The sequence below is a fragment of the Micromonospora sp. IBSANI012 genome, assembly GCF_052814045.1.
In genome coordinates, this window is sequence record NZ_CP199933.1 from 6,007,848 (window position 1) to 6,024,371 (window position 16,524).

A 16,524-nucleotide genomic window follows, 5' to 3' on the forward strand; every position below is an offset into this window, starting at 1 on the left:
AACGTGCGTTAGTCCCCGTCCACCCATCGTGGAGGCCTTATGCGCCCGCGCCGCAGATACGCCGCGCTCGCAACCGCCGCCGCCGTCACCCTTCCGGTCATCGGCGTCGTACCCACCGCGGCCATCGCCGCGCCCACCGACCTGTTCATCTCCGAGTACGTCGAAGGCTTGTCGAACAACAAGGCGGTCGAGCTGTTCAACGGCACCGGCTCCCCGGTCGACCTCACCGCCGGCGGCTACCAGCTCCAGCTCTACTTCAACGGCTCGACCACGCCGACGAACGTCGCGCTGAACGGCACCGTCGCCGCCGGTGACGCCTTCGTCTTCGCCGCCTCCTCGGCCGCCCCGGCGGTGCTCGCCCAGGCCGACCAGACCACCGGCGCGTCGCTGTTCAACGGGGACGACGCGATCGTGCTGCGCAAGGCCGGCGCGGTGCTCGACTCGATCGGCCAGGTCGGCGTCGACCCCGGTACCGAGTGGGGCAGCGGGCTGACCAGCACCGCCGACAACACGCTGCGGCGGCTGCCGTCGGTCTCCATCGGGGACACCGACCCGTCCGACGCGTTCGACCCGGCCGCCCAGTGGACGGGCCTGCCGACCGACACCTTCGACGGTCTCGGCGCGCACACCGTGGACGGCGGCGGCCCGGTCGACCAGCCGGCCACGCTCAACTGTGGCGGCGCGCTGACCCTGGAGGCCGGCGCGACCGCCACCCGCCAGGTCACCGCCACCGACGCGGACGACACGGTCACCGATCTCGCCGTCACCTCGGTGAACCCCACCCCGGCCACCGGCTCGATCAGCCGGACGGCCTTCACGCCGGCCACCGCCGCCGGCGGCACCGCCACCGCCACGGTCACCGCGACCGGCCTGCCCGCCGGGGCGTACGCCGTGACGCTGACCGCCACCGACGCCGAGGGCGGCACCGCCACCTGCACGCTGACCGTCCAGGTCACCACCGTGCTCTCGGTCGGCGAGGTGCAGGGCCCGACCCGGGACGACGAGAACCCGCGGACCGACCGCTCGCCGCTCGCCCCGGCCAGCGGCAACGGCACCAGCTCCGCCCTGTACGACGTGCGCGGCGTGATCACGCAGAAGTCGCTCACCCGCACCTCGGCCGGCGCCGACCAGTACGGCTTCTACCTGCAGAGCCGGACGGGCGCCGAGGACGGCGACCCGCTCAGCTCGGACGGCGTCTTCGTCTTCATGGGCTCGTTCACCACGCTGATCGGCGGCTACGCGCCGACCATCGGCGACGAGGTCGTGCTGCGCGCCCGGGTGTCGGAGTTCTTCAACCAGACCCAGCTCTCCAGCGCCTCGCTGGTCCGCAAGCTCGCCTCCGGGCTCGACGTGGACACCGACGTCACGGTGGACGACGCGACCCCGCCGGCCGACGCCACCGCCGCGGATCGGTTCTGGGAGCGGCACGAGGGTGCCCGGCTCCGGGTCCGCGCCGGCAGCGGCGTGACCGGCCCCCGGGACGTCTTCGGCTCCACCGCCGACTCCGAGGTCTGGGTGGTCGACCGGGAGGACCCGCTGATGACGCGGACCGACCCGTACGCCCGCCGGGTGTTCCGGGACGCGCACCCGCTCGACGACGTGTCGGGCCAGCTCTTCGACAACGGCAACGGGCAGCGGATCCTGCTCGGTGGCGGCGGCGTGAAGGCCACCGCCGGCGACTCGACCGCGCTGCTCCCGCCGGCCCGCACGTTCGACACGCTCGCCGCGGACGCGTACGGCGCGGTCTCCTACGGCTTCAGCAAGTTCAGCGTGCAGCCGGAGGCGCTCTCCCTCACCGCCGGCGTCGACCCGTCGGTGAACAACCCGCCCGCGCCGGCGGACCGGTCCCGCGAGGTCGCCGTGGCGACCTACAACGTGGAGAACCTGTACGACTACCGGGACGACCCGTTCGACGGCTGCGACTTCACCGGCAACGCGGGCTGCACCGGCGTCTCGCCGCCGTTCGACTACGTGCCGGCCGACGAGGCCGACTACCGGGAGCACCTGACCGAGCTCGCCGACCAGATCCGGACCGACCTGCACTCGCCGGACCTGATCCTGGTGCAGGAGGCCGAGGACCAGGACATCTGCACGGTCTCCGGCACCGAGCTGGCCTGCGGTGACAGCAACAACGCCGACGGCGCCCCGGACACCCTCCAGGACCTGGCGCTCGCCATCGCCGCCGCCGGTGGCCCGGCGTACGCCGCGGCGTACGACCGGACCGGCGCGGACGCCCGCGGCATCACCTCGGCCTTCCTGTACCGCACCGACCGGCTCTCGCTGGCCGAGGCGACCGCCACCGACCCGCTGCTGGGCGCCAGCCCGACGGTGGAGTACCGCGCGGCCGGCCTGCCGTCCAACGTGGACGTGCAGAACCCGAAGGCGCTCAACGCGGTGCTCCCGGCGGACACGGACACGTCGACCGGCAAGGACGGCAACAACGTCTTCACCCGCGCGCCCCAGCTGGGCAAGTTCATGGTGAAGGCCGCGCCGGACGCGACCGAGCAGTTCACCCTGTACGCGCTGAGCAACCACTACTCGTCCGGCCCGGACAGCCGGGTCGGGCAGCGCACCGAGCAGGCCGCGTACGGGGCGGCGATCGTCACCGCGATCGAGCGGTCCGACCCGGACGCCCGGGTGGTCTACGGCGGGGACCTGAACGTCTTCCCGCGCCCGGACGACCCGATCGCCACCGGTGCGAACCCGACCCCGTCGGACCAGCTCGCCCCCCTGTACGAGGCGGGCCTGCACAACCTCTGGGACAACCTGGTCGCCGACGTCCCGGTGGCGGCGTACTCGTACAGCTTCCAGGGCTCGGCGCAGACGCTGGACAACCTCTTCGTCAACGACGCGCTCCACGATGACCTGGTGCAGGTGCGGGCGGCGCACATCAACGCCGACTGGCCGGCCGAGTTCACCGGGGACGGGTCGCGGGGCGCCAGCGACCACGACCCGCAGGTCGCGCGGTTCCGCGCCCAGCCGTCGCTGCGCGTCGGCGACGCCTCGGTGGTCGAGGGCGACAAGGGCGACAGCACGCTGACGTTCACCGCGACCGTGTCGCGGCCGCTGTCGGTGCCGACGACGATCTGTGCCGCCGCCGTCGGCCTGACCGCCACGGCCGGGTCGGACTTCGACCCGTACGTCGGCTGCAAGGTCCTGCCCGCCGGGCAGACCTCGCTGGCCTTCCCGGTGACCGTGCGCGGTGACCGGAAGGTCGAGGCGGACGAGAAGATCGCGTTCGCGGTCGCCGGCCCGCTCAACCTGCGGTTCGCCGACCCGCTCGCGGTCGGCACCATCACGAACGACGACTGACCGTTCGACGTACGGGCGACGGCCCGCCGTCCCGGGTTCTCCCCCGGACGGCGGGCCGTCTCAGTACCGCTCCCGCATGTCCTTCGGCGGCGGCAGGTGGCGGTGCTGCGCCACTCGCACCTCCCACTGGCTGCGGCGCCGGCGGGCCTCTCGGTCGATCGGGCAGCGGTGGAAGGTCTCCGGCGGCCGGGCCAGGCCGTAGATGTCGCCCCACCACTCCCCCGGCTCGGGGTCGAGGATGGTGTCCAGGTGGGAGGGGTATCGCCGCCCCGCGCCGTCGCGGGTGTCGTCCCAGTCCGCCATCGGCTGGATGACCCGGCCGTCCGGGTCGACCACGGCGAGGTAGAGGCCCGCCGCGCCGAGCAGCCGTTCCAGCACCGCGAGACTGGGCGTCATCTCCCCCGTCTCCACCCGGCCCACCGTCGACGGGGCGACCCTCGCGAACCGGGCCAGCTGCCGCTGCCCCAGGCCGGCGATGCGTCTGGCTTTGCGGACCAGCCCGGCGATCGGAAACTGGCCGACGGTCGGGCCGGTGGGCGGCGGGTCGAGCGCGGAAGCCATGCCGGCACCCTGCCGGCCGCCCTCCACCAGCGGCAAGCCCTGTGGACAGGGCTGTGGAAAACCCGTGCCGCTGTGGTGGAGGCTGACGCGCTGGCCGGGCAGCCCCGACCACCGACCACCCCTCTCGCACGCTTTGCTCTGCTGTCCCGACGGCAACACTGGAAGCGCTCCACCGTTGCGGTGGCGGCAGCAGAGCAAAGCGTGCGGGACAGGGAGGTGGCGGCAGCGCCGAGTGCAGGGGCGTGCACGGGCAGAGGCGTGCAGGGGCAGGGGCGTGCACGGGCAGGGGCGTGCACGGGCAGGGGCGTGCGCCACGGGCAGGGGCGCCACAGGCAGGGGCGCCGGCTACGCCGCAGGCGAGGGGGCCGCCTACGCCACAGGCAGGGCCACCACCACTTACGCGACAGCCAGGAGCGGCGTGTGCGAAAGGACAGCGGCGGCGGCACCAGCGGGCGCCGCCGGCGGGGCTACCGGCTGTCCGGGTTCACCGTCGCGGGCTCCGCGCCCGCCGCCGGCTCAGTAGCGCTGGCGGAGCAGCTGGGCGGCCTCGACCGCCCAGTAGGTGAGGATGATCTGCGCGCCGGCCCGGCGGATCGAGGTGAGCGTCTCCAGGATCACCCGCTCCCGGTCGATCCAGCCGTTCGCGGCGGCCGCCTCGACCATCGCGTACTCGCCGGAGACCTGGTAGGCGGCGACCGGGACGTCCACCGCGGCCCGGACCGCCGCGACCACGTCGAGGTAGGGCAGCGCCGGCTTGACCATCACCATGTCGGCGCCCTCGGCGACGTCCAGTTCGACCTCGCGCAGCGACTCGCGCAGGTTGGCCGGGTCCTGCTGGTAGGTGCGGCGGTCGCCCTCCAGCGCCGACTCGACGGCGTCGCGGAACGGACCGTAGAAGGCCGAGGCGTACTTCACCGCGTACGCCAGCACCGCGACGTCCTGGTGACCGGCGGCGTCGAGCGCCCGGCGGACCACGCCGACCTGGCCGTCCATCATCCCGGACGGCCCGACCACGCCGACGCCGGCGGCGGCCTGGGCCACCGCCATCTCGGCGTACGCGGCCAGGGTGGCGTCGTTGTCGACGCCGCCGTCCGGGGTGAGCAGCCCGCAGTGTCCGTGCGAGGTGAACTCGTCCAGGCAGAGGTCGCTCATCACCACGGTGGCGTCGCCCACCTCGGAGACGACGTCCCGGATGGCGACGTTGAGGATGCCGTCCGGGTCGATGCCGCCGGAGCCGGTCGCGTCCCGCGACGCCGGCACCCCGAAGAGCATGATTCCGCCCACGCCGGCCTGGACCGCCTCGACGGCGGCCTTGCGCAGCGAGTCCCGGGAGTGCTGGAGCACCCCCGGGAGCGACGCGACGGCTCGTGGCTCGGTCAGCCCCTCCTTGACGAACATCGGCACGACCAGCTCGGCCGGGTCGACGCGGGTCTCGGAGACCAGCCGCCGCACGGCCGCGTTACGGCGCAGCCGGCGGGGCCGGATCTCGGGGTACGGCACGGGAGCCTCCTGTCAGCGGAACCTCAGGGCGGTCGGCCCCTGCACCTTCGAGCCGCGGCGCTGCTTGGCCGGCATGGCGGCCAGCTTCTCCCGCAACTCGACGGCGTAGGCGGCGAGCGCCTCCACCAGGTCGGGCACCGAGGCGTGCGCAGGCTGCACGTCGACCCGCAGGCCGAACTCCGTCGCCGTCTCCGCCGTCTTGGGCCCGATAACAGCAACAACGGTACGCGCGTGCGGCTTCCCGGCGATACCGACCAGGTTCCGGACGGTGGAGGACGAGGTGAAGAGCACCGCGTCGAACCCGCCCGACTTGATCGCGTCCCGGATCTCGGCGGGCGGCGGGGCGGCCCGGACGGTCCGGTACGCGGTCACGTCGTCGACCTCCCAGCCGCGCTCGGTGAGCCCGGCGGCGAGCGTCTCGGTGGCGATGTCGGCGCGCGGCAGCAGCACCCGGCCCACCGGGTCGAGGATCTCGTCGTGCGGCGAGAACTCGGCCAGCAGCCCCTCGGAGGACTGCTCCCCGGACGGGACCAGCTCCGGCTGGATGCCGAAGGCGCGCACCGCGTCGGCGGTCGCCTCGCCGATGCAGGCGATCTTGACGCCGCCGAAGTGGCGGGCGTCCAGACCGTGCTCGGCGAACTTCTCCCAGACCGCCCGGACGGCGTTGACCGAGGTGAAGATCACCCAGGCGTACCGGCCGTCGACCAGGCCCTTGACCGCCCGCTCCATCTGGGCCGGGGTGCGCGGCGGCTCGACCGCGATGGTCGGCACCTCGCACGGGATCGCCCCGTACGCGCGCAGCCGGGCGCTCATCGCACCGGCCTGCTCCTTGGTGCGGGGCACCAGCACCTTCCAGCCGTACAGCGGGCGGTTCTCCCACCAGCTCAGCTTGTCGCGCTGGGCGACGCCCTCACCGACGGTGAGCACGACCCGGCCGGTGAAGCCGAGCGCCGCCGCGACGAAGGAGTCGACAGTCGACGTGGTGGTGTACTGCGTCTCGCCGGTGCCGTCGCCGGTCACCCCGACGCCGGTGGTGCCGTCCACCCCGGCGGCCAGCAGGCCGTCCCGGATGGCGGCGAGGTCGCCCGCGTCGACCGCGAGGGCCAGCGAGCCCCGGCCGACGGCCGCGGCCAGCGCGTCGAAGTCCAGCGTGCTGACGTCCTCGACGTCGGCGGCGGTGCGCACGCCCGGCAGCGGAACACCGGCGTACGTGGCGACACCCTCGGCCTGGCCGACCCCCGGGACCACCTCGAAGTGTGCGGCGGTACGCGCCACCGCCTGCACCTCCTTGACCACCGAGTCGTGGCCGAACGGGTCGCCGGCGACCAGGTGCACCGCGTTCAGCCCGGACCGGGCGGCGGAGATGAGCACCTTGGCCACGTCGCCCGGCACACCCTCGGCGGGCGTGAACTGGGCGTCGGACCTGGCCTGGGCGCGGACGGCGTCGAGCAGCGACTCGGGGACCCCCCGGTCGTACACCACCTGGTCGGCGTCGACCAGGGCGTCGTGCGCCCGGCGGGTCAGCAGGCCCGGGTCGCCGGGGCCGGCCCCGACGAACGCGATCCGGCCTACGGGCTTACGGGTGCGGGTCATTCTGTGCTCCCAAATTGCTGGGTCCCCGGGCCGGTGTGTCCTTCGTGGCCGAGGATCGAGTCGGCGCCGAGTTCGAGGAGTTCGGCGGCGAGTGCCTTGCCGATCTCCGCCGCGTCGGCGGGCGTACCGGTGCGGGACAGCCGGAGGTCTCGGGTGCCGTCCGGGCTGATCACCGCCCCGCGCAGGTAGATCTCTTCACCGGCGTCGCCCTCGGCGAGTTCGGCGTAGGCGGCGACCGGAGCGGAGCATCCGGCCTCCAGGGTGGCCAGCAACGCCCGTTCCGCGGTGACCGCGGCCCGGGACGGTGCGTGGTCGAGCACCGCGAGCAGCTCAACCAGGTCGTGGTCGTCGGCCCGGCACTCCACCGCCAGCGCGCCCTGGGCGGGCGCGGGCAGCATCAGCATCGGGTCGAGCGTTTCCGTGATCACGTCGGTCCGGCCCAGCCGGGCCAGGCCGGCCCGGGCCAGGACGACGGCGTCGAGGTCGGCCTCCGGGCCGAGCACCCGCCGCAGGCGGCTGTCCACGTTGCCCCGCATCGGGGTGACCTCCAGCTGCAGCCCGAGGGCGTGCAGCTGGGCGATCCGGCGCAGCGCGCCGGTGCCGACCACGGCGCCCGGCGGCAGCTCGGCGAGGGTACGACCGCCCGTGGCGACCAGCGCGTCGCGCGGGTCCTGCCGGGGCGGCACCGCCGCGATGTGCAGCCCGGCCGCCGCGGCGGTGGGCAGGTCCTTGTACGAGTGCACCGCGAGGTCGATGGTGCCGGCGGTCAGCGCGTCGCGCAGGGCGGAGACGAAGACGCCGACGCCGAGCCGGTGCACCGGGGCCGCCGAGCGGTCACCGGCGGTGACCACCTCGACCAGCTCGACCTCGCGGCCGGTGGCCGCGGTCAGGGCCTCGGCGACGTGGCCGGACTGGGCCATCGCCAGGGCGCTGCCCCGGGTACCGAGGCGCAGGGGCGTGCTCATCGCTCACCTCCGGTGGGCGGGACGTCGACGACGTCGAAGGAGGGCCGGCCGTCGGCGTTCTCGACGACGTCGGGAACGGTGTCGACCGGCGAGGTCTGCGGCACCTGGAGGTCGAACAGCTCCCGCAGCAGGGCGGCGTACTGGTCGCCGCCGGGCTCGGCGGCGAGCTGGCGGACCCGCACGGTGGGCTGGTGCAGCAGCCGCTGCACCACCCGGTGCACCGTCCGGGCGACCTCGGCGCGCTGGTCGTCGTCGAGGTCGGGGCGGCGCTGGGCGAGCCGGCGCAGCTCGGCGGTGACCACGTCGTCGGCGCGGCCCCGCAGCGCGGCCACGGTGGGCGCCACGTCGGCCCCGCGCAGCCAGCTCAGGAACGACTCGACCTCGCCCGCGACGATCCGGGCGACCTCGGCGGCGTCGGCGGCGGCCGGACCGTCGGCGAGCAGCGCGGCCATCCGGTCGATGTCGATCACCTCGACGCCGGGCAGGTCGGCCACCCCGGGCTCGACGTCGCGCGGCACGGCCAGGTCGAGCAGGACCAGCCGGCCCCGGTCGGCGTCGCGGCCGGCCAGCGCCCGGGTGACCCGGTCGAGGGTGAGGACCGGTTCGGTGGCGGCGGTGGCGGCCACTACGATGTCCACTGTGGAGAGCGCGTCGACGAGCTCGGCCATCGGCACGGCGTTCGCCCCGTACGACTCGGCCAGGCGTACCGCCCGGTCGGCCCCCCGGTTGGTGACGGTGAGCGGCCCGGCACCCCGCCGGGACAGCGTCGCCACGCCCAGCGCGCCCATCGCGCCCGCGCCGACCACCATGGCGGGGCGGCCGGAGAGGTCGCCGTCGAGGTGCTCGGCGGCCAGGTCCAGCGCGGCGGTGACCACGCTCTGCCCGGCGCGGTCGATGTTCGTCTCGGCGTGCGCCCGCTTGCCCACCCGCAGCGCCTGCTGCATCAGCTCGTGCAGCAGCCGCCCGGCCGAGTCGGCCCCGGTGGCCCAGTGGTACGCGTCGCGCAGCTGGCCGAGGATCTGCGCCTCGCCGACCACCATCGAGTCGAGCCCGGCGGCGACCCGGAAGACGTGGTCGACCGCGGCGGCGTCGTAGTGCACGTAGAGGTGGTTGGCCAGCGCCGCCGGCGGGGCGCCGGCCTGCTCGGCGAGGACGGCGCAGATGTCGCCGAGGCCGCCGTGGAAACCGGACACGGCGGCGTAGACCTCCACCCGGTTGCAGGTGGAGACCAGCACCGCCTCGGCGACGTACGGCTGGGCGACCAGGCGGTCCAGCGTCCGGGTGAGGTCGGCGGGGGCGACCGCCAGCTGTTCCAGGGTGGCGACGGGGGCGGTGCGGTAGGACGCGCCGACGACGAGCAGTTTCACGTGCCGATCGCCTCCTGGGTGTCGGTGGCCGCGAGCCCGCCAGGCAGAGCGGTGAGGGCGGACCCGCCGGTGGCGGGGAGCGCGGTCAGCGACGCCTTGCGGTGCTCGTGGAAGGACAGGATCTGCAGCTCGATGGCGAGGTCGACCTTGCGCACGTCGACCCCCTCCGGCACCGAGAGTACGCACGGCGCGAAGTTCAGGATGCTCGTCACGCCGACGGCGACGAGCTGGTCGGCGACCGGCTGGGCGGCCGAGGCCGGGGTGGCGATCACGCCGATCGAGATCAACTCCTCGGCGGCCACCCGGGCGAGGTCGTCGACGTGCTGCACGACCAGGCCGTTGATCACCTCGCCGACCCGGGACGGATCCGCGTCGAAGAGCGCGGCGATCCGGAAGCCACGGCTGGCGAAGCCGTCGTAGCCGGCCAGGGCGTGACCGAGATTACCCACGCCGACCAGGGCGACGGCCCGGCACTGGGTGAGCCCGAGCACGTACTCGATCTGCTCGATCAGCAGCGCGAGGTCGTAGCCGACGCCCCGGGTGCCGTACGAGCCGAGGTGGGAGAGGTCCTTGCGGAGCTTGGCCGAGTTGACCCCGGCGGCGCTGGCCAGCCCCTCGCTGGAGACGGTCTCGTGACCGCTCTCGGCGAGGTTGTGCAGCGCGCGGAGGTACTCGGGGAGCCGCGCGACGGTCGCCTCCGGAAGATCCGGGAGCGCCGGTACGGCACCGGCGCGGCCGGGCGCGCCAGGGTGACGGTGCTGACTCATGAGACTCCGTGCGGTGCGATCCTCGGCCAGCTCCGGTGCCCGGCCATTTCGGGACCCCCGCTCGCGGCCGAGAGTGCCGGCCGTGCTAGCGGGGCGCGTCGGAACTACAGAGTAGGCGCTTGTGAAGACGTGCACAAATCGCGATCTTGCTGACTCGCGACACCCCTCCACCAGGCCCTCCATTCCGCAAGATCGATCCGGCGGCCTTGGCCGGCGCCGCTCGGCGATTATTGCTCAATTCCGACTTCTCTGACCAATCACACAAGGTCCGGCGGGCACGTGGCGTACCCCTCACCAGCACCGGAGCCGGTCCCACCCGGCGCGGCACGCCGGGCCCGGCGTGCCGCGCCGGCCGGCGGTAGGGCCAACCCGACCCCGAACGGGGCAGCCCGCCGGGTGGGCATTCCGGGCCCGGCGTCCCTAGCCTCGGAGCATGACCACCGCCACCGCGGTCACGCCGGTACCGAGCGTGAGCCGCCAGCTGATGCGCGACACCGGGTACGTCCTGCTCGGCCTCCCCCTGGCGCTGTTTGGCCTGGTGGTGCTGACGGCCGGCCTCGCGCTCGGCGTCGGGTTGGCGGTGCTGGTGGTGGGCCTGCCGATCATGACCGGCACGCTCTACACCGCGCGGGGGCTGGCCGACGTGGAGCGGCTGCGGCTGCCCACGGTGCTCCGGATGCCCCGGATCCGCCCCCGCTACCTGACCCCGCCACCGGCGGCCGGCGCCTGGCGACGGATCTTCACCCCGATCCGGGACGGGCAGTCCTGGCTCGACCTGGCGCACGGCATCGCCCGGTCGGTGGTGGCGGTTGTCACGTTCGCCATCACCGTCGCCTGGTGGGTCGTCGCGCTCGCCGGCACCCTCTACCCCGCGTACGACTGGGCCCTCCCCTACGGCCCGGACGACCGCAGCCTCGCCGACCTGCTCGGTCTCGGCGACGGGCCGGTGGCCCGGATCGGCCTGAACACCGCGATCGGCCTGATCTTCCTGCTCACCCTGCCGATCGTGGTCCGCGGCTCCGCGCTGCTCCAGGCCGGCTTCGCGCGCGGCCTCCTCACCGGCGTGGCCGAGATGCGCGACCGGATCACCGTGCTGGAGGAGCAGAAGCGGGCGGCGGTGTCGGCCGAGGCGGCGGCCCTGCGCCGGCTGGAACGGGACATCCACGACGGCCCCCAGCAGCGACTGGTCCGGCTGGCGATGGACCTCAGCCGGGCCCGGCAGCAGCTCGCCACCGACCCGCAGGCCGCCGCCCGGACCCTGGACGAGGCGATCGCCCAGACCCGGGACACCCTGGCCGAGCTGCGGGCGCTCTCCCGGGGCATCGCGCCGCCGGTGCTGGTCGACCGGGGCCTGCCCAGCGCGGTGGCCGCCCTGGCCGGCCGCAGCCTGGTGCCGGTCGACCTGACCCTCGACGACCGGCTGGGCAACCCGAAGGGCCGGCTCGACCCGCTGGTGGAGAGCACCGCCTACTTCGTGGTCGCCGAGGCGCTGACCAACGTGGCCAAGCACAGCGGGGCGACCGGCTGCGCGGTGACCGTGCAGCGCCACGACGACCAGCTCGACGTCACCGTCGGTGACGACGGGGCCGGTGGTGCGCACGTGGCGAAGGGGCACGGCCTCGCCGGCATCGCCGACCGGGTACGCGCCGCCGGCGGCGTGCTCCGGGTGGACAGCCCGGTCGGCGGGCCGACCAGCGTGCGGGCCGTGCTGCCGCTGTGACCCCGGCACCCGCCCGGACGTGGTAGACACCGCGACATGCGAGTACTGATCGCCGACGACGCCGTACTGCTCCGGGAGGGCCTGGTCCGGCTGCTCACCGAGCAGGGACACGAGGTGGTGGCCGCCGTCGGGGACGGTGAGGCGCTGGTGGAGGCGGTGGTGGCGCACCGGCCGGACGTTTCGATCGTGGACGTGCGGATGCCACCCACGCACACCGACGAGGGGCTGCGCGCGGCCGTCCGGGCCCGCGAGCTGGTCCCGCGTACGCCGATCCTGGTGCTCTCCCAGTACGTCGAGGTGTCGTACGCCGACGACCTGCTGTCCACCGCGGGCGGGGGCGGCGGCGGGATCGGCTACCTGCTCAAGGAGCGGGTGGCCGCGATCGACGAGTTCCTCGACGCGCTGGCCCGGGTGGCCGCCGGCGGCACCGTGCTCGACCCGGAGGTGGTCGGCCAGCTGCTGGTCCGGCGCCGCCGGGACGACCCGCTGGGCGAGCTGACCCCGCGCGAGCGGGAGGTGCTGGCGTTGATGGCCGAGGGCCGGTCCAACGCCGCCATCGCGAAATCCCTGGTGGTCACGGACGGCGCGGTGGAGAAGCACGTCCGCAACATCTTCACCAAGCTCCACCTGCCCCCGGACACCGACCACCACCGCCGGGTCCTGGCCGTCCTCGCCCACCTCCGCGCCTGACCCCGCCAGCGGCGGGGGCCAGGGTCAGGGGAGGTGGGTGGCCAGGGTCACCGCTTCGGTGAGGGTGTCGGCGGTGGGGTGGGGGGTGGCGCGCAGGGCGGCGGGGTCGGAGAGGCCGCCGGTGTAGAGGACGCAGCGGGCGCCGACGCTCTCGGCGGCGTGCGCGTCGTCGACCGAATCGCCGATCAGCACCACCGACTCGCCGGCCAGCCCCAGCTCAGCCAGGTGCTTCTCCAGCCACTCCGCCTTGTGGCCGCCGCCGACCGTGGCGCGCAGCCCGTCCACCCGGGCGAAGTGCGGGGTCAGGCCGTAGGTGTGCACGGTCGGCACCAGCTCGTCGTGGAACCACATCGACAGCAGCGACTGGCTGCCCGGCCAGGCGGCGATCGCCGCCAGCGCGTCGTCGGCCAGCGCGCAGCTGGTCAGCCCGGCCCGGTACGCGTCGTGGAAGATCCGGTCGAGCGCGCCGAACGCCTCCGCGTCGATCGCCCGCCCCAGCATCTCGGCGTAGTAGTCGACGATCGGCCGGCGGAACCGCACCCGGTGCTCGTCGACGGTCACCGACGGGCCGCCGGCGCTGGCGAAGGCCACGTTGGTGGCCTGCACCACCAGGCTGAGGTCGTTGAGCAGAGTGCCGTTCCAGTCCCACACCAGGTGGTCGCGCGCAGGGGTCATTGCAGCAGCCTAAGGGCCTCCTCAGAGCTGCGGTGTGGTCAGGTCCCGCAGCAGCCGATCCTCCTCGACCCGCCAGTAGCCGTGCTCCTTGCCGTCGAGCAGCACCACCGGCAGCCGGTCGCCGTAGTCCCGCTCCAGCTCGACGTCGCCGCTGACGTCCTTCTCCACCCACTTGTCGCCGGTGACCGCCACCACCCGGTCCAGCGCGGCCTTGGCGTCCTCGCACAGGTGGCAGCCGGGCCGGGTGATCAGGGTGAGCCGGGCGTCACTGGACATCGGGGACCTCCGTGCGTCGGGGCCGGGGCGGCGTCGCCGGGGACAGCGCCGACCGCAGCTGGGTCTTGCGTACCTTCCCGATCACCGAGTACGGCAGTTCGTCGACGAACTCGACGGCGGTCGGGCACTTGAACCGGGCCAGGTTACGCGCGCAGTGGGCGAGCAGCTCCTCGCCGGTGACCGGACGCCCCGGCGCCGGCACCACGTACGCCCGCACAGTCTCACCCGTGCGCGGGTGCGGCACACCCAGGACGGCCGAGCCGACCACCCCCGGGTGCGCCTCGAGCACCAGCTCGACCTCGCGCGGGTAGACGTTGAAGCCGTTGACCAGGATCAGCTCGCCCAACCGGTCGACCAGGAAGAGGTCCCCGTCGTCGTCGGCGTAGGCGACGTCGCCGGTGGCCCACCAGCCGTCCGCGTCCGGACCGCCCCGGCCGTCCGGCCAGTAGCCGACGAACAGGTTCGCCCCGCGGACCACGATCTGTCCGGGGTCGGTGCCGGGCGAGGAGTCGGCGAGCCACGGGTCGTCGTCGGGGTCGTCGTCCGGCTCCGCGACGCCGTCGCGCCACAGGTCGATCCCGTCGCCGCCGACCAGGCGCAGCTCGACGCCGGGCAGCGGCCGGCCGATCGAGCCGGGCTTCGGCTCGCCGCCGACCAGGGTGGTGGTGAGCACCGGCGCGGTCTCGGTCAGGCCGTACCCGACGTGCACCGGATGCCCGGTGACCTCGGTGAAGCGCGCCGCGGCGGCCGGGTCCAGCGGCGCCGCGCCGCAGACCGCGACCCGCACCGACGCCATCGCCGCGACGACCGCGTCGGCGTCCGCCGTGGACCAGGCCAGGAACATCGACGGTACGCCGACCAGCACGCTCACCCGGTGCCGGGCGATCTCGTCGAGCGCGCAGCCGGGGCCGAGCTCGTCGACCAGCACCCCGGTCGCGCCGTGGTGGATCACCGCGCCCAGCCCCGTGTTCAACCCGTACGCGTGGAAGAGCGGCAGCGCGAGCAGCACGGTGTCCCCGGGCCCGACCACCGGCGGGGAGATCCGGCCCACCTGGTCCTGGTTGGCGGCCAGCGCCCGGTGCGGCAGCATCGCGCCCTTGGGCTGCCCCTCGGTGCCCGAGGTGTAGAGCAGCACCGCCAGGTCGCTGCCGGGTCGCGCCGGCGGCTCCCCCGCCTCCTCGGGCAGGGTGGTGTGCACGGCGGTGAGCGCCGGCAGCTCGAGACCGGCCACCCGGTCCCGGACGGCCTCGGTGCCGCACAGCAGCGTCGCGCCGGAGTCGGCGAGCACGTGCCGCAACTCCCGGGCGGTGAGGCCGGGGTTGACCGGCACCGCGACCAGCCCGGCGCGCAGCGTGGCGAGGTAGGCGACCACGAAGTCCGGCGTGTTCGGCAACGCGATCGCCACCCGCGCCGGCGGGTCGGTCGGCACGGCCGGCCCGGCGGCGGCCAGGCCCCGGGCCACCGCGCTCACCCGGGCGTCCAGTTCGGACCAGGTCAGGGTCTGCTCGCGCCAGTGCAGCGCGGGTCGGTCGCCCTGGTCGGCGGCCGTCCGGTGGAGCCGGTCGGCGAGGTCGGGCCCGGAGCTGTCAGTGGCGTCCTGCACGGTCGCTGAGTCTGGCACAGCAGCCCCCGAGGGACCATGCTTGCGCCGGGGGCACGCCGCCCTTCCGGCGACACGCCGACACGCCGAAGGCGGTTCACTTCCACTCCGACCTGGACCTTCCACTCGGGATCAAAGCGCGACGTGAAAGTCAACCGCACACGACGGACAACGGGTCCGCCATCGGTGCGACGGGGCGGGAAATACTTTGGCCCTGTGTAACGGACTTGCCACGCGCGGGTGACGTTGGCCCTATCATCACTCGGGTCGGCTCACCCCATTTGCCGTGAGTCGACACCCCTCAGCCCGAGGAGGCCCCCGTGCCTGTGAGCGCATTGGACCAGCACCTCAGGGGGATCTGCCGCCCGTCGGCACACCCCTGTGCGACCCTGCCCGCCCAGGGCGGACCGGACGCCGCGGCGACCCGTCGCCGCACCGCCCGGTCGGCCGGCGCGCGGACCGGGGAGGCGCGGTGACCACCTTCGGCTACGCGGAGCGGCCCGCCGGCCTGACCGGCCCGACACCCCGGACGTCGCCCAACGAGCGGCTGGATCCGGGGCACGGCTCCGATCGGCGCAACCGGCACAACGAGGCCCCGGCCCGGCCCGCCGTACCCGGTGGGAACGCGAAACCGGCCGGCCGGGTCGCGTCGCCGGCCCGCCCGACCATGCCGGCGCAGAGCCGGCGGGTCGGCGAGCCGCCGGCGGTGACCGACCCGTCCGGTGCCGAGACCGCCGTGCTGCCGGCCGTGCCCGCCGCCGACACCGCCGTGCTGCCCGCCGTGCCGGCGACCACGACCCCGGCGACCGGGTTCCCCAGCCGGCCCGACCCGTCCGACCCGGCGACCGAGGTCTGGGCGCTGGTGGAGCGCGCGCAGGCCGGCGAGGCCGAGGCGTTCGGCCTGATCTACGACCGGTACGTCGACACCGTCTTCCGCTTCGTCTACTTCCGGGTCGGCAACCGCCAACTGGCCGAGGACCTCACCTCGGACACCTTCCTGCGGGCCCTCAAGCGGATCGGCAGCTTCACCTGGCAGGGCCGCGACCTCGGCGCCTGGCTGGTCACCATCGCCCGCAACCTGGTGGCGGACCACTTCAAGTCCGGCCGCTACCGGCTGGAGGTCACCACCGGCGACGTGCTCGACGCCGACCGGGAGGACCGGGGTCCGGAGGGCAGCCCCGAGGCGGCGGTGGTCGAGCACATCACCAACGTCGCGCTGCTCACCGCCGTCAAGCAGCTCAACCCGGAGCAGCAGGAGTGCATCGTGCTCCGCTTCCTCCAGGGTTTCTCAGTTGCCGAGACGGCGCGCGCGATGGGCAAGAACGAGGGCGCGATCAAGGCATTGCAATATCGCGCCGTCCGCGCCCTGGCCCGCCTGCTCCCGGACGGTTTCCAGCCCTGAGCCGCTGAGACGACGATCACTCTTCGTGATTTCGGCAGCGGCCGGCCCGTAACCCGTGCCCGTCGCGGACCGTTTCTCCGGGTGCGACCGGTGGTT

The 16,524-nt window shown here is 74.3% G+C and carries 13 protein-coding genes; 4 read left to right on the forward strand and 9 right to left on the reverse strand.

What is annotated here, in order from left to right:
- The first annotated feature begins 39 nt into the window (after positions 1–39).
- Complete coding sequence (locus ACTWM8_RS27795) at positions 40–3,312, forward strand: lamin tail domain-containing protein (RefSeq protein ID WP_446211521.1); 3,273 nt, start codon at positions 40–42, stop codon at positions 3,310–3,312.
- Between the two features lie 60 nt (positions 3,313–3,372).
- Here the strand turns inward: ACTWM8_RS27795 and ACTWM8_RS27800 are convergent, their stop codons facing one another.
- From ACTWM8_RS27800 to ACTWM8_RS27825, 6 genes are all read right to left on the reverse strand, one after another.
- On the reverse strand, positions 3,373–3,873 hold the full coding sequence (locus ACTWM8_RS27800) for a helix-turn-helix domain-containing protein (protein WP_446211522.1): 501 nt from the start codon (positions 3,871–3,873) through the stop codon (positions 3,373–3,375).
- Positions 3,874–4,389: 516 nt separating this feature from the next.
- Positions 4,390–5,373, reverse strand: coding sequence for a porphobilinogen synthase (gene hemB, locus ACTWM8_RS27805; RefSeq protein WP_334571288.1), 984 nt, complete (start codon positions 5,371–5,373; stop codon positions 4,390–4,392).
- 12 nt (positions 5,374–5,385) lie between these two features.
- On the reverse strand, positions 5,386–6,966 hold the full coding sequence (locus tag ACTWM8_RS27810) for a uroporphyrinogen-III synthase (protein WP_441142235.1): 1,581 nt from the start codon (positions 6,964–6,966) through the stop codon (positions 5,386–5,388).
- Positions 6,963–7,931, reverse strand: a complete 969-nt coding sequence (hemC, locus tag ACTWM8_RS27815; protein WP_446211523.1) for a hydroxymethylbilane synthase — start codon at positions 7,929–7,931, stop codon at positions 6,963–6,965. Before hemC ends, ACTWM8_RS27810 begins: the two co-directional genes overlap by 4 nt.
- Positions 7,928–9,298, reverse strand: a complete 1,371-nt coding sequence (locus ACTWM8_RS27820) for a glutamyl-tRNA reductase (protein WP_446211524.1) — start codon at positions 9,296–9,298, stop codon at positions 7,928–7,930. The genes hemC and ACTWM8_RS27820 overlap by 4 nt, the downstream gene beginning before the upstream one ends.
- On the reverse strand, positions 9,295–10,065 hold the full coding sequence (locus ACTWM8_RS27825; RefSeq protein WP_446211525.1) for a redox-sensing transcriptional repressor Rex: 771 nt from the start codon (positions 10,063–10,065) through the stop codon (positions 9,295–9,297). The genes ACTWM8_RS27820 and ACTWM8_RS27825 overlap by 4 nt, the downstream gene beginning before the upstream one ends.
- A 433-nt stretch (positions 10,066–10,498) precedes the next feature.
- On the opposite strand from ACTWM8_RS27825, the gene ACTWM8_RS27830 reads away from it, so the two are divergent.
- Positions 10,499–11,785, forward strand: a complete 1,287-nt coding sequence (locus ACTWM8_RS27830) for a sensor histidine kinase (protein WP_446211526.1) — start codon at positions 10,499–10,501, stop codon at positions 11,783–11,785.
- Positions 11,786–11,821: 36 nt separating this feature from the next.
- The gene (locus ACTWM8_RS27835) at positions 11,822–12,475 is read left to right on the forward strand and encodes a response regulator (RefSeq protein WP_088960141.1); all 654 of its coding nucleotides are present in this window, start codon (positions 11,822–11,824) and stop codon (positions 12,473–12,475) included.
- A gap of 24 nt (positions 12,476–12,499) precedes the next feature.
- Here ACTWM8_RS27835 and ACTWM8_RS27840 read toward each other — a convergent pair whose 3' ends face one another.
- Genes ACTWM8_RS27840 through ACTWM8_RS27850 form a run of 3 tightly spaced genes read right to left on the reverse strand, consistent with a single transcriptional unit; the run spans position 12,500 to position 15,029 of the window.
- A complete protein-coding gene (locus tag ACTWM8_RS27840) occupies positions 12,500–13,150 on the reverse strand; it encodes an HAD family hydrolase (protein WP_446211527.1) in 651 nt (216 codons plus the stop codon).
- A 21-nt stretch (positions 13,151–13,171) separates the two neighbouring features.
- Positions 13,172–13,426: a glutaredoxin family protein gene (locus ACTWM8_RS27845; RefSeq protein ID WP_446211528.1), complete on the reverse strand. Its 255-nt coding sequence runs from the start codon at positions 13,424–13,426 to the stop codon at positions 13,172–13,174.
- Entirely contained in the window at positions 13,416–15,029 is a 1,614-nt protein-coding gene (locus tag ACTWM8_RS27850; RefSeq protein WP_446211529.1) for an AMP-binding protein, read from the reverse strand. Before ACTWM8_RS27850 ends, ACTWM8_RS27845 begins: the two co-directional genes overlap by 11 nt.
- Positions 15,030–15,498: 469 nt before the next feature.
- Here ACTWM8_RS27850 and ACTWM8_RS27855 point away from each other — a divergent pair, with 469 nt between their 5' ends.
- A complete protein-coding gene (locus tag ACTWM8_RS27855) occupies positions 15,499–16,428 on the forward strand; it encodes an ECF subfamily RNA polymerase sigma factor, BldN family (RefSeq protein ID WP_446211530.1) in 930 nt (309 codons plus the stop codon).
- Positions 16,429–16,524 lie beyond the last annotated feature (96 nt).